Source organism: Peribacillus sp. NPDC096448 (genome assembly GCF_044762675.1).
Taxonomy (GTDB): domain Bacteria; phylum Bacillota; class Bacilli; order Bacillales; family DSM-1321; genus Peribacillus; species Peribacillus frigoritolerans_B.
This window is the reverse complement of the sequence record NZ_JBIWEU010000004.1, coordinates 335,296-356,500: the sequence shown is the minus strand read 5'-3', so window position 1 is coordinate 356,500 and position 21,205 is coordinate 335,296. Positions and strand designations below refer to the sequence as shown.

18 protein-coding genes are annotated in these 21,205 nt (G+C 40.4%); 3 read left to right on the top strand and 15 right to left on the bottom strand.

Annotation, left to right across the window (positions count from 1 at the left end; translation table 11 throughout):
- Window positions 1-111 precede the first annotated feature (111 nt).
- Entirely contained in the window at window positions 112-1,995 is a 1,884-nt protein-coding gene (asnB, locus tag ACIQ0C_RS10280; protein ID WP_403059408.1) for an asparagine synthase (glutamine-hydrolyzing), read from the top strand.
- Window positions 1,996-2,095: 100 nt separating this feature from the next.
- Here the strand turns inward: asnB and ACIQ0C_RS10275 are convergent, their stop codons facing one another.
- The 3 genes from ACIQ0C_RS10275 to ACIQ0C_RS10265 all read right to left on the bottom strand — a co-directional run bounded on the left by ACIQ0C_RS10275 (window position 2,096) and on the right by ACIQ0C_RS10265 (window position 5,253).
- Window positions 2,096-2,704, bottom strand: coding sequence for a methyltransferase domain-containing protein (locus tag ACIQ0C_RS10275; RefSeq protein ID WP_403059405.1), 609 nt, complete (start codon window positions 2,702-2,704; stop codon window positions 2,096-2,098).
- A gap of 307 nt (window positions 2,705-3,011) precedes the next feature.
- Entirely contained in the window at window positions 3,012-3,371 is a 360-nt protein-coding gene (locus ACIQ0C_RS10270) for a PqqD family protein (protein WP_403059402.1), read from the bottom strand.
- Window positions 3,361-5,253 carry an OPT family oligopeptide transporter gene (locus ACIQ0C_RS10265; protein WP_402839381.1) on the bottom strand — a complete coding sequence of 631 codons (1,893 nt, stop codon included), beginning with the start codon at window positions 5,251-5,253 and terminating at the stop codon, window positions 3,361-3,363. The genes ACIQ0C_RS10270 and ACIQ0C_RS10265 overlap by 11 nt, the downstream gene beginning before the upstream one ends.
- A gap of 333 nt (window positions 5,254-5,586) precedes the next feature.
- Here ACIQ0C_RS10265 and ACIQ0C_RS10260 point away from each other — a divergent pair, with 333 nt between their 5' ends.
- On the top strand, window positions 5,587-6,240 hold the full coding sequence (locus ACIQ0C_RS10260) for a cupin domain-containing protein (protein WP_402839383.1): 654 nt from the start codon (window positions 5,587-5,589) through the stop codon (window positions 6,238-6,240).
- A 250-nt stretch (window positions 6,241-6,490) separates the two neighbouring features.
- On the opposite strand, the gene ACIQ0C_RS10255 is transcribed toward ACIQ0C_RS10260, so the two are convergent.
- The 8 genes from ACIQ0C_RS10255 to tdh all read right to left on the bottom strand — a co-directional run bounded on the left by ACIQ0C_RS10255 (window position 6,491) and on the right by tdh (window position 16,260).
- The gene (locus tag ACIQ0C_RS10255) at window positions 6,491-6,694 is read right to left on the bottom strand and encodes a hypothetical protein (protein ID WP_403059399.1); all 204 of its coding nucleotides are present in this window, start codon (window positions 6,692-6,694) and stop codon (window positions 6,491-6,493) included.
- A gap of 42 nt (window positions 6,695-6,736) precedes the next feature.
- Window positions 6,737-6,904: a hypothetical protein gene (locus ACIQ0C_RS10250; RefSeq protein ID WP_403059396.1), complete on the bottom strand. Its 168-nt coding sequence runs from the start codon at window positions 6,902-6,904 to the stop codon at window positions 6,737-6,739.
- Window positions 6,905-7,388: 484 nt separating this feature from the next.
- Window positions 7,389-9,317 (bottom strand): DNA mismatch repair endonuclease MutL, encoded by a 1,929-nt coding sequence (gene mutL, locus ACIQ0C_RS10245; RefSeq protein WP_403059393.1) that lies wholly within the window; start codon window positions 9,315-9,317, stop codon window positions 7,389-7,391.
- A gap of 22 nt (window positions 9,318-9,339) precedes the next feature.
- Entirely contained in the window at window positions 9,340-11,964 is a 2,625-nt protein-coding gene (gene mutS / locus ACIQ0C_RS10240) for a DNA mismatch repair protein MutS (RefSeq protein ID WP_403059390.1), read from the bottom strand.
- Window positions 11,965-12,181: 217 nt separating this feature from the next.
- On the bottom strand, window positions 12,182-12,721 hold the full coding sequence (locus ACIQ0C_RS10235; protein WP_034313495.1) for an outer spore coat protein CotE: 540 nt from the start codon (window positions 12,719-12,721) through the stop codon (window positions 12,182-12,184).
- A gap of 213 nt (window positions 12,722-12,934) precedes the next feature.
- Complete coding sequence (locus ACIQ0C_RS10230; protein ID WP_034313499.1) at window positions 12,935-13,363, bottom strand: YlbF/YmcA family competence regulator; 429 nt, start codon at window positions 13,361-13,363, stop codon at window positions 12,935-12,937.
- A gap of 1 nt (window position 13,364) precedes the next feature.
- The gene (miaB, locus tag ACIQ0C_RS10225; protein ID WP_403059387.1) at window positions 13,365-14,909 is read right to left on the bottom strand and encodes a tRNA (N6-isopentenyl adenosine(37)-C2)-methylthiotransferase MiaB; all 1,545 of its coding nucleotides are present in this window, start codon (window positions 14,907-14,909) and stop codon (window positions 13,365-13,367) included.
- Window positions 14,910-15,219: 310 nt separating this feature from the next.
- A complete protein-coding gene (gene tdh, locus ACIQ0C_RS10220; protein ID WP_403059456.1) occupies window positions 15,220-16,260 on the bottom strand; it encodes an L-threonine 3-dehydrogenase in 1,041 nt (346 codons plus the stop codon).
- Window positions 16,261-16,768: 508 nt separating this feature from the next.
- On the opposite strand from tdh, the gene ACIQ0C_RS10215 reads away from it, so the two are divergent.
- Window positions 16,769-16,891, top strand: a complete 123-nt coding sequence (locus tag ACIQ0C_RS10215; RefSeq protein ID WP_403059384.1) for a hypothetical protein — start codon at window positions 16,769-16,771, stop codon at window positions 16,889-16,891.
- Window positions 16,892-16,964: 73 nt separating this feature from the next.
- Here the strand turns inward: ACIQ0C_RS10215 and ACIQ0C_RS10210 are convergent, their stop codons facing one another.
- The 4 genes from ACIQ0C_RS10210 to spoVS form a co-directional block, all read right to left on the bottom strand.
- On the bottom strand, window positions 16,965-17,831 hold the full coding sequence (locus ACIQ0C_RS10210) for a 2-oxoacid:ferredoxin oxidoreductase subunit beta (RefSeq protein ID WP_096338178.1): 867 nt from the start codon (window positions 17,829-17,831) through the stop codon (window positions 16,965-16,967).
- On the bottom strand, window positions 17,818-19,575 hold the full coding sequence (locus ACIQ0C_RS10205) for a 2-oxoacid:acceptor oxidoreductase subunit alpha (protein ID WP_034313511.1): 1,758 nt from the start codon (window positions 19,573-19,575) through the stop codon (window positions 17,818-17,820). The genes ACIQ0C_RS10210 and ACIQ0C_RS10205 overlap by 14 nt, the downstream gene beginning before the upstream one ends.
- A 215-nt stretch (window positions 19,576-19,790) precedes the next feature.
- Window positions 19,791-20,723, bottom strand: coding sequence for a dipeptidase (locus ACIQ0C_RS10200; protein ID WP_402839393.1), 933 nt, complete (start codon window positions 20,721-20,723; stop codon window positions 19,791-19,793).
- A gap of 132 nt (window positions 20,724-20,855) precedes the next feature.
- Complete coding sequence (gene spoVS / locus ACIQ0C_RS10195; protein ID WP_029281188.1) at window positions 20,856-21,116, bottom strand: stage V sporulation protein SpoVS; 261 nt, start codon at window positions 21,114-21,116, stop codon at window positions 20,856-20,858.
- Window positions 21,117-21,205 lie beyond the last annotated feature (89 nt).

Here is a 21,205-nt window from a genome sequence, read left to right as displayed (position 1 = left end):
GGAGATTCCCTTCTATTAGATTGGTATTCAACTTTATACCTATTTTTTTGAAATCTTTATAACAGTTACTAGGAAATCTCTTACTATTAATTAATTAGGCAGGTGGATTTTATGTGCGGTTTTGTTGGATGTATTCAAGAATATCCGGAAGCCATAAATTCAAATATGAAAGAAACGATCAAGAAGATGAACACGATCATTACCCATAGGGGTCCGGATGATGAAGGATATTTCTTTGATGAGTTTGTGAATTTTGGATTTAGGAGATTAAGCATAATCGATATAGATAATGGTAACCAACCGCTTTCATACGAAAATGAAAGATATTGGATCATTTTCAATGGCGAAATCTATAATTATATTGAACTAAGAAAAGAACTCATTGATGAAGGATATGAGTTTACGACAGATTCTGATACGGAAGTAATATTGGCCCTCTTTAGCAGCCAAAAAGAGCAAACCGTCCAGAAATTGCGTGGCATGTTCTCTTTTGTCATTTGGGATAAAATCGAGCTAAAACTTTTTGGTGCAAGGGACCACTTTGGAATCAAGCCTTTTTTCTATTGTGAGCAAGATGATGTTACTTATTTTGCATCAGAAAAAAAGAGTATTTTAACAGCCATGAATGAAGAGCTGGATATGAATTCATTACAGCATTTCCTCAGTTTTCAATATGTTCCCGAACCATCAACCCTATCCAAGAACATTGAAAAGTTATTACCTGGGCATTACTTCACTAAAGAACCTGGCAAGAAAATGGATATAAAAAGGTTCTGGAAACCTATTTTTCACCCTTCCAATATAGAAGATTCAAAAGTCATAAAAGAAATACAAGACACTCTGATGGATTCCGTAAACGTCCATATGAGAAGTGATGTTCCAGTTGGATCATTTCTATCGGGAGGGATTGATTCATCATTTATCTGCTCCATCGCAAAAGAGATTAACCCAAAGATTAAAACTTTTTCTGTTGGGTTCGAAAGAGATGGATATAGTGAAATAAACGTTGCACAGGAAACAGCAGCCGCATTAAATGTAGAAAATATAAGTTATATCATAAGTCCTGAAGAATTCTTGGCGGAACTTCCGAAGATCATCTGGCATATGGATGACCCTCTAGCGGACCCCGCTGCCGTTCCACTATATTTTGTCGCACGGGAAGCTAAAAAACACGTCAAGGTCGCCTTGTCCGGTGAGGGGGCAGATGAGTTATTCGGCGGATATAATATATACCGGGAGCCCCATTCCCTGCGCATGTTTTCCTATTTACCAACACCATTGAACAAAGTGTTGAAGGCGATTTCCTCTGTTTTGCCAGAAGGTGTTAGAGGAAAGAGTTTTATAGAGCGTGGAGTGACACCTTTAGAAAACCGATATATCGGGAACGCAAACATATTCGGCGAGAAAGAGAAAAAACTAATACTTGTGAATTATCTCAACGGTTTAGAAAATGAGAAAGTGACAAATCCCATCTATTCAAGTTCTTTAGGGTATGATCCCATAACCCAAATGCAAAACATTGATATTCAAACTTGGCTAAAAGGTGATATTTTATTGAAGGCAGATAAAATGTCCATGGCGAATTCTTTAGAGGTGAGAGTTCCCTTTTTGGATAAATGCGTTTTCAATACAGCTTCAAAACTTAATATGGATCAAAAGGTGAGAAATGGATCGACCAAATACATGCTCCGAAAAGCTGCCCGCGGGATAGTGCCGGAACATGTATGGAGCAGAAAGAAGCTAGGCTTTCCTGTTCCGATACGCCATTGGTTAAAGGATGAATTATACGATTGGGCAGTAAGGTTAATCCAGGAAAGCTTGACTGACTATCTTTTTAACAAAGCGCAGATCATGAAATTACTTGAAAACCATGTAAATAATAAAGCGGACAACAGCCGGAAGCTCTGGACCATTTTGACGTTTATGACTTGGCATCAAATTTATTTAGAAAAACAATATGAGCCCCGAAAGAATTCACAATATGCTTTAAATTAAGCACCTTTATTGGCTTCACTCTTTGCACCCAAGCATCAATGAAAGATAGCTTGGGTGCTTTTAATATTTACTTGTTTATCACAAAAAAACGAATATCCATTCAATTTAACAGTTGGTATATGACGAATTTCTCAAATGGATTCGATTCAGTCAAGCCAGGTAACATCACTTCGTTTTTCAGTTCGAAGGCGGTTTGATTTTCGAGGAAAAAAATATAATCCTGTGAAGCATAATATAATATCAGTTCGATTTGGCGCGGTTCTTTTTCAAAGGAAAGCAAAATGTTATTGATGATTTTCATGAAAATCTGTACCGAGAACGGATTAAAAAAATAAAAACGATTGTCTTTCGTATCAATATCATATTCTTCTGCCAAGCAACAGTGGAATTCTATATTGTTATTGTTGTTTTTCCTTTTCTTCATGTAGCCATTCAGATTCTCGATCGCTTCTTTATAGAAATTTTCATTCATCTCCACGCCAACCACAGATGATTGATATAAGTGATGGATCAAAAAATTCAAGCGTCCTTTACCGCATCCAAAATCCACAATGCGATCATTTCTTTTCAGTGGATATTTTTTGAATAAAAGTTCTAATGCGCTGTATGGCGTAGGTTCGTATCGGTGATAATGCAAAGAATCATTGAATTTTTTTTGTTCACCTCCCGTCCTGATGTTCAGCATTTCATCATAATTCGTTTCTTCCATTGTTATATGCACCTGCTTCATGTTTTTTAAATATAGGGTCTTCTTAACTAAAACCCCGGATAAGGTCATCTTATCCAGGGTAAGGTTTTGTTATATGAATGTCCAGACAATCATTTGGATTTTGCTTTAGTTACATAATCATTAATCATGACTAACAGTAAAAGAATACAACACATATAAAGTCATTACAAATAACTATACTCATAGTCCAAGTTTAAGAATGTCGTAAACCAATGATAATTTTGTTTACTAAATTCAAAACAGAAAAAAGCTGAAGCATCCAAAAGAGCTCCAGCTTTTTTCATTTTTATTCTTCATCATTCCATATGATCCAATCATGAGTCTCAAGAATCTCCAGAAATTTCATCAACCGAGGTAAGGCTGGTTCTGCTTCCTCACCAAAATGTTCACTCATCGCTTCAGAAATCTGATTTACATTGCTCTGGAACTCCATCTGTTTAATGGCATATGCCCCAAACTTATCAAGCTTGATTTTACGGACTGACGGTTGTTTAAAGAAACGAATTGTAATTCGTTCCACAAAATTGGTCCTTTGAATGACCAAAAAAGTTGCTTCCGAAGATTCTTGTACCATTGTGACGCGTCTTTCCAAAAGGGGAACCATGGTTAACAGGTTTCTCTTTTTTGATTGGCGTTTACGAAGCATCTTCTTTTTTCCCTTTGCTGGATACGAACCAAAGCAAACCAGCTAGAGCAAGGAATAGTAAGAATGGCAGCAAATTGCTGGCTAATTTAGCCGCAGCCGGAACTTGGACACCTGCTGCGATCAATATGGCAATAAGAACACCAATCAATGATTCACCTGCTATTAAACCAGAGGCAAATAATACACCTCTATCAACCCGTGCTTTAAGTGCTTCTTTAGTTTTCGAGAAGAACTCAACGAAGAATCGGATAAATCCACCGATCATGATTGGGGCACTAGTATGAACAGGCAAGTAAATGCCAACAGCAACAACAAGTGAATTCAGACCGAAAAACTCTAATGTAATGGAAATAGCCGCACCGATAAAGATTAGAGTCCAAGGTAAATCTCCACCTAGAACACCTTCGGCAAGTATTTTCATAAGCGCCGCTTTAGGTGCAGGCAGTTCTGCAGAACCCATCGTATATGCGTGATCCATCAGAACCAGGATAAAACCAATGACAGAAGCAGACGCAACAACACCGATCATCATGGCAACTTGTTGTTTCCATGGTGTTCCGCCGACGATATATCCTGTTTTAAGATCTTGAGAAACATCACCTGAAACCGCAAGTGCTGTACAAATGATCGCAGCGACGGTTAACGCGGCTACCATTCCAGTCGTACCAGTAAAACCAGTTGCTTTATAGACGATCGCTACAATCAATAGAGTGGCTATCGTCATTCCAGAAACAGGGGAAGAAGAACTGCCGACGATTCCAACAACCCTTGAAGCCACTGTCACGAATAAAAATCCAAAAATCGCGATTGCAATCGCACCGATGATTCCTACATCTGTTATAGGTGTGAAAGCAATGATTAAAATTACGATGATCGTTCCCAACCAAACGTATTTAGCCGGTATGTCTTGTTCTGTACGTATAGAACCCGATTTTAGTTGTCCTTTATTTGCTTTTACGCCTTTAAGAGTATCAATAACTGAACTGAAAAGTATTGGTAATGTTTTGATCAAAGTGATCAATCCGCCAGTTGCAACGGCACCAGCACCAATATAGCGTATATAATTATCCCAAATTCCCCATGCATCCAATTCACCGATCGGTACATCTGAAGGGAAAATGGCTGTTCCGTTGTTTCCGCCAAAAAAGCTGATGGCCGGTATTAGAACGACCCAGGCCAATAACCCCCCACCTAGCATTTGTCCTGCAACACGCGGTCCAATAATATAACCTACACCCAAAAGGGAAGGAAAGGCATCAAGACCAACCACTGCATTTTTAAAATTCGTGATCCCTGTTTCAACCTCTGTCTTGAAAAGCTTAAACCCATCACCAAGCCCTTTAACAACCCCGCCGATAACCAAACCGGCTCCGATTAGCTTGGCGCTTGTACCGCCCTTTTCCCCTGACTTCAGGACCTCGGCACATGCCGTGCCTTCTGGATAAGGTAATGTTTCATGCTCCCTTACAATCAAAAGCTGGCGAAGGGGAACCATCATGAAGACCCCTAAAAATCCCCCAGTTAATACAACGAAAATGATGAATGCTTGACTCACGTCCATGTCCCACATGAATAATGCGGGAATGGTAAATACAGCACCGGCACCAATAGCCTCACCTGCCGTGGTCATCGTTTGCACAATATTGTTTTCTAATATTGAATCCCTGCGAAAAACCCCTCTTAATATGGCCATTGAAATTACCGCCGCGGGTATAGAAGCAGAGACAGTTAAACCAATAAGTAGGCCTAAGTATGCATTTGCCGCCCCGAATACGATTGCAAGAATGATCCCTAGAATGATTGCAGTTGCAGTCAATTCCGGTAGAGATTTAGATGCAGAGACGTACGGGACGAATTTACTCTCTTTTGAATTGTTCGACAATTTAGCCACTTCCTATGTTAAACTTTAAAATCACAGAGAACATTATATCACTGTAATTTAAAGTTACGCAATGGAGAAATTCTGCTTATTAAAAGTTTGATTATATCCAATAATCAGATTAGTAGTTTCGGTTTTAAAACATATAAAATAATATTGATATAATAACAATGACTGATACGTTACACGATGTCACTGCCTATCATTCATTCAATGACAGTATCATCAGCACCCCTTATCAGCTCCATAGGCAAATAACGCACTGGGTTATTGCACAATAGAATGAGATTTAACATATCCTGAAAAATCAAGTCTTAAAAAAGGAATGATAAATTCATGGTATCCTATATGGACTATACTTCACCATCCACACAATTCTTTTTCGATGTCAATAAAAGCAATTTCATGAAAAAAGACAAGCAAAACTATATTAATGTATTAGGTGTTAAACAATTAAACACCCTCGAAAATGTTTCATTATTAGATATTTACCTTAGTACAGACAATGTCGTAGAACCGCATTATCACCAAAATGCAGCAGAGCTAGTGTATTGCATTTCTGGAGCGGCAACCGTTTCATTACTGAATCCATTTACAAAGCAAATTCAAAATTACCCCATTAAACCTGGTCAAGTAGCCAACGTCCCACAAGGTTGGTGGCATTATGAAGTGGCTAATGCGGATAATACTCATCTGCTCGCCATTTTTAATGCACCAACACCTGAGGTTATCCTCGGTTCGGATATCTTGAAATTGACGCCTGCAAATATAATGGCACATACTTATTGCATGGATGAAAACCAATGGAAAAAAGCAATTGCACCCGTTCAACCCTCAACATTCATCGGCCCGCCAGCCAACTGCCATCGAGCAGCCGAAGAAGACATGCAGCAATATCCGCAATATAATATTCATTATGAAAACCAAAGGTATACTGTCCCGGCATACAACTATCAAGTCCAGCCCAATCCCCCGTATTATTATTATTGAAGATAAGTAAGGGAACTTGATCAACCCTGTTCAAGGGCCTTTATAACTTCATGGATTGCGGCTAATAAATCGGAATCGAAAAAAGCAATGGATGCCCCCATTACATAGGGATTCCATTGCTTTTTATGACCCGTTTAAAAGTGATACATTTACTTCACCCCACACCTTACATTATGGTGGCCATCCAATACAATTATCCATATTCAATCTATATATTCTACCGAGTTTCTTCTTATAATATAAGAGTTTCTCAAATTGCCCCTATAGCAACAGTTTGGCTCAGAACTTCTCTTATCCATAAAGGGAACGTGCTAAATCCAGTTCTATAAAATTCAATTGTCCGCTTCTTTGCATCTTTCTGGAATTTGTTTTTCCATTTTAACATGAGTTCTCTAAGGTGCTCAGTTTCCATTTCGTTTTCATTTTGATTATCGAAGAAGAAAAATACCAACACTATATACCTCCCGACTCATCTCGCCCTGAAAAAATCACCTACTTATAAAGCAAAATAGTTAAAACCAAGTTTTCTTAAACCATCTTTTCTAACTTCTGACAATGGAATAGCGCGTGTACCAGTTCCCCCACATTCTGCACTTGCGCCTTTCGGTAATACAAAGGATATGAACACTAACACTGCAAACACTTTACATTCATTAACAAACATTGCTTCATCATTCTTTTTATGTAAACAATATCATTCTATATACCTACTCGCCAACTAGTGATATATATTTAAAAATCACACTATATTTATTATCGATATGTTAACCAAATATGATATCCAATTATATTTACTTATTTGACTCGCATATTGCAAAGATACAATAAAAATGAGTATTGATAATATCAAGTAATAATCCTGGGAAGTAAAATTATATAAATTCTAAATATGCATGATGAAATGAAGAGATTCAATTATTTACGACATACACATGCAACTATAATGTTGGTGATTGGAGAAGTTCTAAAGTGGTATCAGAAAGATTAGGACGTTCAAAAGCTCAGAATAAACAGGACTTCTCGGCAGAAAACTTTTCAAAAGCTATAATAAAAAAGAGCATGGAACAATAAAAGTGGTCATTTTTTTGTCATTTAACTAAAAAAGCAATGGAGAATCCCATTACATAATGGTTCTCCATTGCTTTTAATTACATGATCCGTTTGAACATTTTCTCCATTTCATAAATGGAATACGAGATGATGATAGGTCTTCCATGAGGGCATGTGAAGGGATCTGTTGTCCGCCTCAGTTCATCCAATAGTGCTTGGATTTCATCATTGCGCAGATGACGGTTAGCCTTTATGGAGGCTTTACAGCTCATCATGATGGCTGCTTCTTCGCGCAATTTTTTGATGTCGACCTTTTTCATCGATAGCAATTGTTCTATCATTTCTTCAAGGATTTCCTGTTCAATTCCTTTAGGGAACCATTGTGGATGCGATCGGACAATATAGGCGTTATAGCCAAACTCTTCTAAATAGACGCCGACTTTTTCCAACTCATGACGATATTCATCTATCCGGATACACTGGTCCGTTGAAAATTCAAGGGTGATGGGAACAAGCATATCCTGTAGCTCGTTTTCAACACGTCCGACCTTTTCTTTAAAATATTCATATTTGATCCGTTCCTGGGCAGCATGCTGGTCTATGATATACAAACCCTTTTCGTTTTGGGCGAAAATATATGTTCCATGCATTTGCCCAATCGGGTACATCGGAGGGATTCGGCTGTCCGGTTCTTTCGCCTCGATTTCTTCCTCTTGTTCGACAGTGTAGGTTGTATACTTTTCGGCCGACTCGAAATTTTTGCTTTCATCATCTTGTAAGACCGGTACATAGACATCTTCCATTTGCTGCTGTTCATTGCTATAGATTATTTCCTTTATTGGTTCAAGATTGAAATGATCCACATTACTCTTTTGTTCCTGCTTTTCCCGAATCAGGGTATCCTTCAAGAGTGAAGCTTCTTTCTTGGCTTCTTCAAGAACACGCTTGCCATTTTCCACAACATGATCCAATTCCAGAGTGGTTTGCTCACTTTTCACCTGTTCCGACTTTGCTGTTGGTGTATATCCGCTTGGTATTAGAGACATCCTTTTAAACGAAGATTTGATCGTTTCCGATACAAGACTGTACAATTCCTGTTCCTTGCTGAGCCTTACCTCCATTTTGGATGGATGTACATTGACATCGACAAGAATCGGATCCATTTCAATATTTAACAAAGCAATTGGAAAACGCCCAATCGGCAGAAGTGTATGGTAGCCATCCAGGATTGCTTTCACGAGCGCATAGTTTTTGATGAAGCGGCCATTTATCATGGTTGAAATGTAATTCCTCGAAGCCCGGGTGATCTCGGGCATGACGATATATCCGGTTAATTTGAAGTCCAAGGAACTTGCCTGAACCGGAATCATCTTTTTGGCAATATTCGCACCATAGATTGCGGCTAGCACCTGCCTGACATCACCGTTACCATTCGTATGCAGGATACGCTTCTCATTGTGTGTTAACCGTATAGAAACATCCGGATGTGAAAGGGCGAGCCTGTTAGCGACATCCGTAATGTTTCCTAGCTCGGTATGAATGGTTTTCATATATTTCAACCTTGCAGGAGTATTATAAAACAAGTTGGAAACCAGGATATCCGTTCCTTTACGGCTGGATGAAGCCTCAAGTTCCTTAACCATTCCTCCTTCAAGAAGTATGCGCGTTCCTACACCTTCGCCAGTGCTGCTTTTCATTTCAAAACGGGAAACTGAAGCAATACTGGGCATCGCTTCACCGCGGAAGCCAAGTGTTCGGATTCGGAAGAGATCATTTTCATCTTTTATTTTACTAGTGGCGTGACGTTTAAATGCCGTTTCTATGTCATCAGCCAAAATCCCATCGCCATTATCCACGATCCGAATGGAACCAAGTCCAGCCTCCACCAATTCAATCTCTATAATGGTACTGTTTGCATCTATTGCGTTTTCCACTAGTTCCTTAACGACTGAGGCTGGGCGTTCAACAACTTCTCCAGCTGCGATTTTATTAGATAAAGCCTCATCAAGCTGTATGATTTTCCCCATTTTTATCGCCTCACTTTAATTCTCATTTAAGTTTCTTTTGTAATTTATAAAGGGTATTCATTGCCTCAAGCGGCGTCATTTCAAGGATATCCAGTGATTTTATGTCATCCAGCACCTTTTTTTCCTTTGGTGAAGAATTCACTCTTCCTTTAGGAGCTTCTTCCCCAAAGAAGGAAAGCTGTGCCTCATTGACGGGTGTTACCGGGTCAGCTTCGGCAATATGTGCTTTTTCAGCAGCAGGCTGTTCAGGAATCGCCTTTGCCTGTCCATTTTCATTCTCTAGCTGCGCTAAAATAGCGGCCGCCCGCTCTATTAACTGCTCCGGTAAATCAGCTAGCTTAGCCACATGAATTCCATAGCTTTTATCTGCTGGCCCTTCTTTAATTTTATGAAGGAAAACGACATTTCCATTTTGCTCAATGGCACTTACATGGATATTTTTCAATTTTGGCAGTTCCGTTGCCAATACAGTCAATTCGTGATAATGGGTCGAAAAGAGTGTCTTTGCCCCAATTTCCTCATGAATATATTCAATGATGGCCTGAGCAAGCGCCATCCCATCATAAGTTGAAGTTCCCCGCCCTATTTCATCAAATAATATCAAACTGTTTTCTGTCGCATTCATGATGGCATTTCTCGCTTCAAGCATCTCGACCATGAATGTACTTTGCCCGGAAATCAAATCATCTGCCGCGCCAATCCTGGTAAATACCTTATCAAAAATAGGTAATTCAGCTATACTTGCGGATACGAAGCATCCAATTTGCGCTAGAATCGATGTTAGCGCAATTTGACGCATATACGTACTTTTACCCGACATATTGGGCCCTGTGATCAAGAGTAACTCCCGGTCTCCATCCATAAAGCAGTCATTGGGGACATACTCCTGTGATTGAAGAACTTTCTCGACCACTGGATGCCTGCCTTCCTTCAGTACGATTCTTCGATCACCGGAAAAGACAGGCTTCACATAATGGCGTTCTTCACTAATCGTCGCAAAGCACTGCAGGACATCCAGTTCACTGACGCCTTTGGCCAAATCCTGTAGGCGAGGGATATAGCTTTTGACCTCTTCACGAAGATTGAGGAATAGGTCATACTCCAAACTGATGCTTTTTTCTTCTGCTTGTAAAATCAAAGCTTCCTTTTCTTTCAATTCAGGAGTGATATAACGTTCGGCATTCGTTAAAGTTTGCTTCCGTTCATAACGGCCTTCTTCAAGCAGATGCAAATTTGCTCGTGTGACTTCAATGTAATAGCCAAATACACGATTATATCCGATTTTCAAGGATTTGATCCCGGTGCGTTCCCGCTCTTCCCGTTCAAGCTGTGCAATCCAAGTTTTCCCGTTTCTGCTGGCATCCCTGTATGTATCCAGCTCCTTATGGAAACCGTCCTGAATGATATTCCCTTCCTTCACGGACAGTGGCGGGTTTTCTACAAGCGCCGTTTCAAGCAAATCCGTCACTTCTTCGCAAGGATCCAATTTATCGGCCAGGATTGAAATATCCTGATTGGAAGCCATTGACTTCACGATTTCACGAATGATCGGCACCTGTTGCAATGAACGTTTCAGTTGAATCAGGTCCCGGGCGTTTACATTCCCGAAGGCCACCCTTCCGGCAAGCCGCTCCAAGTCGTACACTTCTTTCAGCCGTTCACGTAAGTCCTGCCGTTCGAAGTATTGATTTTTCAGGGTTTCAACAAGGCTTTGTCTCCGCTCGATCTGTTTTTTATTAATGAGCGGTCTATCAATCCATTGTTTCAACATCCTTCCGCCCATGGCTGTTTTTGTTTCATCAAGCAGCCATAATAATGAGCCTTTTTTACCTTTGGAACGAATGGTTTCAGTTAATTCCAAATTGCGTTTGCTATAATAATCAATTTTCATATATTGTGATGTTTCATATGCGAGCACTGGCTGTAAATGATCCAGGCTGCGTTTTTGGGTACGGTATAGATAATTCAATAAACGTGAGATCGTTGTCGCCAGTTTCTGGTCTTTTAGCAAATGAAGCAATGCAACGAATGACTCGCTTTGAACCAAATTACTCTCTAGGGATAGAGCGGCAGCGCCCCGTTCTTGCAGCTTTTTTTTCCATTCTTCATTGAAATCCTCGGCAATGACCACTTCACTCGCACCAAGGATGGCAAATTCATTAAGAACTTCCTCGAAACTCTCAATCAATGTAACCTTATTTTCCCCTGTCGATAAATCATTGTATCCAAAGCCAAACTGACCATCCGTAAAATAAGTGATGGTGGCAATATAATTATTTTCCTTTTCACGAAGACCCTTACTATCCATTTTCGTTCCCGGAGTAATCAGCTGGACAACTTCCCTGCGAACCACACCTTTGGCTTGCTTCGGATCTTCGGTTTGTTCACAAATAGCTACTTTAAATCCTTTTTCTATCAATATATCAATATAATTAGCTGCCGAGTGATACGGAATGCCGCACATCGGTATTCGCTCTTCACTACCGCCTTCTCGGCTCGTTAATGTGATCTCGAGCTCTTGTGATGCATTCAGTGCATCGTCAAAAAACATTTCATAAAAATCGCCTAAACGAAAAAATAAAAAGGCATCCTGATACTCTGCCTTAATTTTTAAATATTGCTGTATCATCGGAGTATATCCAGCCATTCCTTCAAAACCTTTCCAAACTAAAATCTATTACACTTTTATGTCCTTCATTATAACATACGGGAAAGCAACATTGCCTGTATTCGAAATTGCATGGTAAATCAATTATCCTTTATATTGTGAGCTAGCTGTATCTGTAAAGCCATAGGTACTTGTCCCGCTTCAAATTAAATAAAACCGGATGAAGGGAATGTCATCCGGTATTAATTTCTATATTCTATTCGTCTTCGAATTCGTCAAGGAAATCCGGATCTAAATCTTCGAAATCCTCATCATCGAAATCAGAGCCCCAGTCATCCTCACAGCGGCCATCTGGACTTACAGCGACACAAATTTTCGTTTCGCCGACGACTTCCACAAAGAATTCCCTTTCCACATGAACAATGATTTTTTGTCCACATGGGGAGATGCAAGCTTCTAAACAATTCGGCTGTTGGACAGCTTTTGCAACGATTTCATGGTCATCAAGACAATCGGGATCACGGTATTTCAGCGAAATAACGTCGGTATATTGCACTTTTTCAGTTACAACTTCCGTCTTCGAATTTTGGTTATAAGAATACCAGACGTTGATTTCGTAGCTGCCGTGAATTTCTACCTTTTTGCCGACTTTCTTTGCATCGTATTTATGGTTGATGATCCAACAACCTAGAATGCTAGAAGGATGATGAGCCGGGCAAATGGTGTGAGAGGACTTTGTGAATTTACGTCCTTTTGCCACCACCGCTTTAGTAATTATCTCTCTATATTGTGACATGCTAGCGAACCCTCCTCATACAGTTTCCATTCATCCTATGCGTGGTAAAAGTCTAGTGTGCGTAGAATTTTAATTGTTTGAAAACTGCTGTAATGTTTTAAACCTAGGTTATTTTATGCTCATGTTTTGGGATATGTGTCACGAATGGGCACTGTATAAGGATTTCCGCATATTAAAAAAGCCCTTCTGAAATCAGAAGGGCTTTTTTAATATTCATGAACAGCTTCCGCCGCCTGCTTGTACCTGTGAACCTGTCTCACCGCGAAGGACATCACCTTCGGTCGATTCAATAATCAGGTCCGTCACCTTATTCGATACCTGTGAAGAAACCATTTGTAAAAGGTCATTTACATCCACTTGGGATTGTTTGAATTCTTGCACGATCGGAAGTTCATCCAATTGTTTTTCCAGTGCATCAATTTTTGCTTGAACTTGGCTGTATGCTTTCTCTTTGCCATAATGTTGGAAGTTTACAGCCTGTTTTTGCAAGCTCTTGATGCTGGCAATCATTTCACGGATTTTTTGATTTTCATTGATGTGAGCTTCTGCCCGTTTAAAGAAATCGACTTCTTCCGTGCTGGCGATCATTTCAGCAAGCTCGGCCGCTTTGTTCAGAATGTCATCTTTAGTATATTTAGTCATATTACTCCACCTCAATCGCCGTTGCTTCTTCAACCATATCCCCATTTAATGACCATGTTTTCGTTCCGGTGATTTTCACTTTTACGATTTTGCCAATAGCGGATTTTGGTCCTTTGAAGTTCACGAGCTTATTTTTCGTTGTATAACCTGCTAATACTTCCGCATTCTTCTTGCTTTCGCCTTCAACGAGCACTTCAACAATCTGCCCATCATACTCTTTCATTTTCAATGCGCACGTTTCATTGACAAGGGCATTCAAGCGTTGCAGACGTTCCTTTTTCACTTCCATCGGTACATTATCCTGCATTTTCGCAGCCGGTGTTCCCTCACGCGGTGAATAGATGTAAGTATATGCTGCATCGAAACCAACTTCACGGTATAATGACATCGTTTCTTCAAAGTGCTCTTCCGTTTCATTCGGATAGCCTACAATGATATCCGTGGTTAGCGATGCACTTGGGATAGCTTCCTTGATCTTTTTTACTAGCTCTAAATATTGTTCGCGTGTATATTTACGGGCCATGATTTTAAGTGTGTCCGTACTTCCCGATTGAACTGGTAGATGGATATGGTCAACGAGATTTCCGCCTTTAGCCAGCACTTCAATCAAGTGATCATCAAAATCACGGGGATGGCTTGTCGTAAAACGAATACGCGGAATGTCGATTTTGCGGATTTCATCCATCAAATCACCGAAACGATATTCGATATCCGTAAAATCTTTACCGTAAGCATTCACATTCTGTCCAAGCAAGGTTATTTCCTTGTAACCCTGTGCCGCTAAATGACGGACTTCTTGGATGATATCTCCAGGCCTGCGGCTTCTTTCTTTCCCTCTTGTGTACGGTACGATGCAGTATGTACAAAACTTATCGCAGCCATACATGATATTGACCCATGCCTTCGTTTTTCCTTTACGCACTTTCGGAAGGTTCTCGATTACATCACCTTCTTTAGACCAAACCTCAATGACCATTTCCTTGGAAAGATAAGCTTCATTAAGAATTTGCGGCAGGCGGTGGATATTATGCGTTCCGAAAATCATATCTACAAAATGGTGCTTCTCTAGAATCCGCTTTACAACTGACTCCTCTTGTGACATACAACCGCAAACCCCAAGCAATAGATCCGGCTTTTCCAATTTCAATGATTTTAAATGCCCCAATTCACCGAACACTTTATTCTCTGCGCCTTCCCGAATCGCACAAGTGTTAAGTAAAATGACGTTTGCATCATCCACCGTGTCTGTCGCCTGATAACCAAGTGCCATAAAGATGCCCGCCATGACTTCTGTATCATGTTCGTTCATTTGACAGCCGTAAGTACGAATGTAAAACTTTTTACCTTCTCCCATTCCGCGGAAACCTTCAGGAATGGCAAAGTCATCATGATATTCTACTTCTTCTTTTCCTCGTTTTTTCGCATCTTTTAAGGAAGGGGGAATATAAACGGCTTGAAAATACTTACTGAAGTCCTTTTCGGATTTTTTGTCCGCTGGATTCTCAGCCTGTATTTGTTGTGATTCTAATCGTTGTTTCTCGTTCATAGTTAATCTCCTTTCAAAATAGTTAGTTTATTTCTTTCACCAACTATTTCAAGACCTATCTTCAAATGGATTTATACGGATTCCTTTTTAAGAATTTCCAGTAAATATTAGCTATTAAGTGTGATATATCCACATTATCATAGTATAAAGCTTTTAACAGCAAGAAACAATCATTCTGTCGTGGCTTCTTCAATTGTAAGAAATTTTTCACAAATATTAAAAATAAGAACATGAAATAAGAGGCTAAAACGAAGTTAGCCTCTCAAGAATTTTCAAATGCAGACAATGCAATTTCCACCTTTTCAGATGTTCAAGGTATAAGGAGAACCTTACCACACTGACCTTTGATCATCAGTTCAAATCCCTTTTCAAAATCGCTAAGTGAAAACCGGTGGGTAATCATTGGTTTTACATCAACCTTGCCATTTTCTAGCAGACTTGAAACCTGTTGCCAGGTTGAAAACATCTTCCTTCCAGTTATCCCTTGGACAGTAAGACCCTTGAATACAATATCCTCTGTTATATTAATCGTGACGGGCTTAGAAGGCAGACTTAGAATAGATATTCTTCCACCATTCGTCGCCATCTTGAACCCTTGTTGGATAGCTGCAGGATTACCGCTCATTTCACAAACAACATCCACCCCCTCCGCACTTGTGAGGCTTTTCGTGATTTCCACTGGATCCTGTTTAATTGAATGAATGAGGTCCGTAGCACCCATCTTTTTGGCAAGCTGAAGTCGATAATCATTAATATCAAGAGCGATTACTTTATCAGCACCCGCGGCCTTTGCTACAGCAATCGCCATAAGCCCAATTGGACCACAGCCGATTATTGCCACCGTTTTCCCCAGCACCTCGCCAGCTAACACTGAATGGACTGCATTACCCATCGGTTCTTGGATGGTAGCTATATCTAGTGGCATATCACTTGGATTTTTCCATAAATTTTTGGCTGGCAGAGCTATATACTCTGCAAAGCAACCTTGTTTATCAACACCAATAATGTCCGTTTTTTTACAAATATGGAATTGCCCAGCCAAGCACTGCCTGCATGTACCGCAAACTATATGCGTTTCGGCAGATACATAATCACCAACTGAAACATTACTGACCCTTGCTCCTATCTCGATTACTTCCCCAGCAAATTCGTGCCCAAATACGTATGGTGGACTCACTCTTCCTTGTGACCATTCATCCCAGGTGAAAATATGAATATCCGTTCCGCAGATCGAAGTCATTTTCACCCGGATCAAGACCTCGTCATCACGAATATCCGGTATATCGACAACTTGTAATTGTGCCCCATAACCTTGATGGTGTTTGACTATGGCTTTCATTTTACCTCTCAACATGTACATTCCCCCTGAAATAGGGCTGTTCTTTTTCTCTACCTTAATATGTAAAGATATGAAAAATCAATTACAAAAATACCATAATCCCTGTTGTACCGGCCTTTTCAGATTAATGATAATGACTTTAGGCATCCATACATTTTTGTTAAATGGGTCATGTTTCTATAGCATCTTGTCCGCTCTCGAATAAGATATCTTGTACAACAAAATTATGAAGGAGTGACTTATATGTCATGTGGATGCAATAATCACGATCATCATGATAACAACAATAATAACGACAGAATCGCAGATGATTTTTGTCGTGCTGTGAGGGGCTGTAATAGGCGCGACCGCGACCGTGACCGGCACCACGATCGGGACCGCGATCGGGACCGCGACCGGCACCACGATCGGGACCGTGATCGGGACAACGATAGAATCGCAGATGATTTTTGTCGTGCTGTAAGGGGCTGTAATAGGCGCGACCGCGACCGCGATCGGGATCGGGATCGGGATCGGGACCGTGATCGGGACCGTGATCGCGATCGGGACCGCCATTGTCGCAGAAGGAATCGTTGCAACCTCTTCTCATTCGGCTGCGGATGCAATAACGGTTTTTGGTAAGCTAATTAAGAAAGTACAGTGATTCTCTCTACTTGAGCTTTCCAATTAATCACAAAAAAGGTTCACCCCATCCTAAGGGGTGAACCTTTTAATTTTCACATAAATTCAGCAACAAGCTTATCAAAGTGCGCTTGATCCAGTGTCAGATCTGATTTGTTTAACGCTTTCTCAGCATACCCTGGCACTAATTCCTGGTACGAAGGGCGTGAAGAGTCTTGATAAATAATCCCTGTCACAAGGCTGTCATGCTGCATCAAAGTCTGCATGGCCTGTTCTTTATTTGATGAATCATAGCCTTCAATCGTATTCAATTTAGTTAAGTTTTGTTTAAACCAATCATACGTATTGATCTTATTGTATGTTACGCAAGGAGAGAATACATTGATAAAGGAGAACCCTTTATGGTTTATCCCTGCTTCAATGATCGCCGTCAGGTCTTTTAAATCAGTGGAAAAGCTTTGAGCTACGAACGTAGCGCCAGCTGACAATGCTAATTCCATAGGTGAAACAGCCTGTTCTATTGATCCTTCTGGAGTTGATTTCGTTTTAAATCCAGCAGCGGATCTAGGTGAAGTCTGGCCTTTTGTCAATCCATAAATTTGGTTATCCATGACAATATACGTAATGTCTATATTACGGCGGATCGCATGTATGGTATGTCCCATCCCGATTGCAAAACCATCTCCGTCACCGCCTGAAGCTATAACGGTCAATTCACGGTTGGCCATTTTTACTCCTTGGGCAATTGGCAGTGAGCGGCCATGGATGCCGTGGAAACCATATGACTTGATGTAACCGGATATACGCCCTGAACAGCCGATACCGGAAACAACAGCCAAGTTCTCCGGCTCCAATCCTACATTGGCAGCCGCACGCTGCATGGCAGCCTGAACGGAGAAATCTCCGCAGCCAGGACACCAGTTTGGTTTTACATCATTCCGAAAATCTTTAAACGTTGCCATATTCGAACATCTCCTTGCATTGTGTGTGAATTTCATGCGGGAGGAATGGGTTGCCATCATATTTTAGGATGCTTTTAATTTTATTAACATGTCCGACATTCATCTTGATAATATTAGCCAATTGTCCAGTCGCATTATTTTCAATAACTACTACTTTCTTAGCACTTTGCACCAATGATAGGACTTCATCAGCTGGGAAAGGATGAATCAAACGGATTTGCGCATGATTCACTTTCATTCCATCCGTTTCTAAACGGCCGATCGCTTCATCAATCGTCCCGCGTGTTGAGTTAAAACCAAGAATTAATAAATCCGCTTCTTCATGCGGTGTGTTTTTGTATACTGGTGTTTGGAATGTGTTAGTTAAATTATTCAGCTTACGCATCCGTTTATCCATTTGCAATTTGCGATTCAAGGCCGTCTCGGAAGGTCTGCCCGTTTCATCATGTTCAACACCTGTAACATGGTGTATTCCATTTTTCATACCAGGTACTACCCGTGGTGAGACTCCGTCTTCCGTAACTTCATAACGCTTGAAGTAAGATTTGTTTTCAGGCTCTTCAATTTCAAAGTCAACCAATTTTCCGCGTCTTATCTCCACTTTGCCGTAATCAAGCGGCTGAACCGTTTGTTTACCTAATGATAGCTGTAAGTCGGATAAAACGATAACTGGACATTGATATTCCTCTGCAAGGTTGAATGCTTCTGCCGTATCATAAAAAGCTTCCTCAACAGTACTCGGAGCCATGACGATTTTAGGTATTTCACCATGTGTACCATAAATCATGGCCATTAAATCGGATTGCTCCTGTTTTGTAGGAAGTCCCGTAGATGGACCGCCACGCTGAGTATCGACGATGACAATTGGCGTTTCGGTAATGCCCGCTAAACCAATCGCTTCCATTTTCAAGGAAAGTCCAGGTCCAGCTGAAGCTGTGATGGCACGTACACCGCCATAGTTGGCACCGATTGCCATTGTGGCTGCCGCGATTTCATCTTCAGTCTGTATGACCGTCCCGCCAAATTGAGGAAGTTTCTTGATTAAGTATTCCATAATTTCCGAGGCCGGAGTAATCGGGTAAGCTGCCATGAAGCGGCACCCGCCTGCAACTGCGCCTAAAGCGATAGCATCGTTTCCAATCATGAACATTCGTTTTTGGCCGTCTGCCTTTTCCAGCTCCATCGCGCCCAGTTTTTCTCCAAGCAACACTTCCATTGCCTTATAGCCGGCAGTAATGGCATCCATATTCTTCTTAACGATCTCTTCACCTTTACGGCCGAATATTTCATCAACCACATCGTTGAATACGGAAATTTCCATTCCAAGAACAGCACATGTCGCACCGATGGCGACCATATTTTTCATTAATGATGTCCCTAATTCGGCTGCTATTTCCGTAAAAGGAACAATATATAATTCTGCCTTTGTATCTTCTGGGCAGACAGGTTTGAATTTTGCATCTGCAATTATGATGCCACCCTCATGTAATTCTTTATAATTGACGTCAATTGTTTCTTGGTCAAAAGCAACTAAGATGTCTAAATCATCAGAGATAGCACGAGTTTCCGTAGTACTTACACGAATTTTGTTATTCGTGTGTCCACCCTTGATTCGGGATGAGAAATGACGGTAGCCATACAAGTAATAACCTAAGCGATTGAGGGCAATACAGAATATTTCTCCTGTACTTTCAATACCTTCACCTTGTTGTCCGCCAACTTTCCATGAAAGTTGATTGATCATGTCTTACACTCCTTTAGGACGTTCGTATATAAATGCATTTAACCGCACCTCTCTTAGAACATTCCACTATGTATAATCATCGTTCTAATTTAGGAAAGGTGTACTAAACGCTTTCAATTCTATCGGTTAAATCATCAAATTGCAACCTTTTTGCTTTTATTTTTTATATTTTCAGAATATTCATTCATATCTATATAGTAAGAATTGAAAATCACTTAAGATATTTCCTTTTCAAGCGGAAAATTACGAGTGAAATTATCAAAAAGGAGACCTTTTATAAACTCACTGGAATAAAGCCTGTTCAATTCATTTATTAAGTTATGATAATCCTTATATGACATTAAATTCTCTACCATATGATCGATTCCATCGAAGTCGGACCCTAATCCAATTTGTCTCTCTCCGCCCAAACTGCATATATGCTCTATATGTTTCAAGATATCCTTTATCGTAGCCGAGCCACTTGCTAGAAATTGCGGGACAAAGGTTACGCCGATCACCCCATTTTTCTGTAAAAGGGCTTTTATCTGCCCGTCCTTTAAATTTCTCGGATGCGGACAAAGTTGATAAGCATTCGAATGGGAGGCGATTGGGAATTTCGCCAACTTTAGGGTGTCCCAAAATCCAGCTTCAGATAAATGGGATAAATCACACCAAATTGACTTCTCATTCAATAGCGCGACCACCTCCGTTCCAAATCCTGTCAAGCCGCCCCCTCTTGTTTCTAATGCCCCATCTGCTACCAAGTTAGCATAATTCCAAGTTAGACCTACGGAGGACACTCCAAGATGAATAAGGGTTTTCAGTTTCAACAAATCATTCCCAATGCAATCGCAGCCCTCCAAAGTTAGCATTGCACCGATTTCCTTTTCTTTTAAAGATTCGATGTCTGCCTTGGTTTTTATAAATTTCATTTCCGGCTCTGATAAAATCTTTTCATGAAAAATATCCACCATCGCTAAAGCTGCTTGAAACCTCATATCAGGGTGGACTTTTTCAGGAATATATATGGCAAAACATTGGACTTTTCCCCCTTCATCCAATAAACCCCGCTTTGTTATATGTAATTTATCACTATTTGCAAAAGAAATATCCGGATCGATGAACATCTTCATCAGCACATCACAATGTGCATCAAAAATCTCCAATGTAATCCCCCTTCCTGTACCTTTTTTATAATTATAGATCCATCATAAACGACACGGGCCTTTCGTCATTTGGATTTCACGACAAAAAAGAGCCTGCTCGCCATCCGACAAACAGGACACCCAAACATGCAATTATCTTGGTTCAATGATTAGTTTTATTGCCGTTCTCTCTTCGCCATCAATAAGTATATCTGTAAAGGCAGGAATACAAATCAAGTCAACTCCACTAGGTGCGACAAACCCTCTTGCGATTGCTACTGCCTTGACGGCTTGATTTAACGCACCTGCACCGATTGCTTGAATTTCGGCTGCTCCTCTTTCCCTGAGCACTCCCGCTAGTGCGCCTGCTACAGAATTAGGATTAGATTTTGCTGAAACTTTTAATATTTCCATTCCTAGTCCTCCTTGTTTTCCCTGCCGATTCTAACTTGGCTAAATAGTTATAACACTTTCCACTGCTACTATATTCATCAAGTAAAACT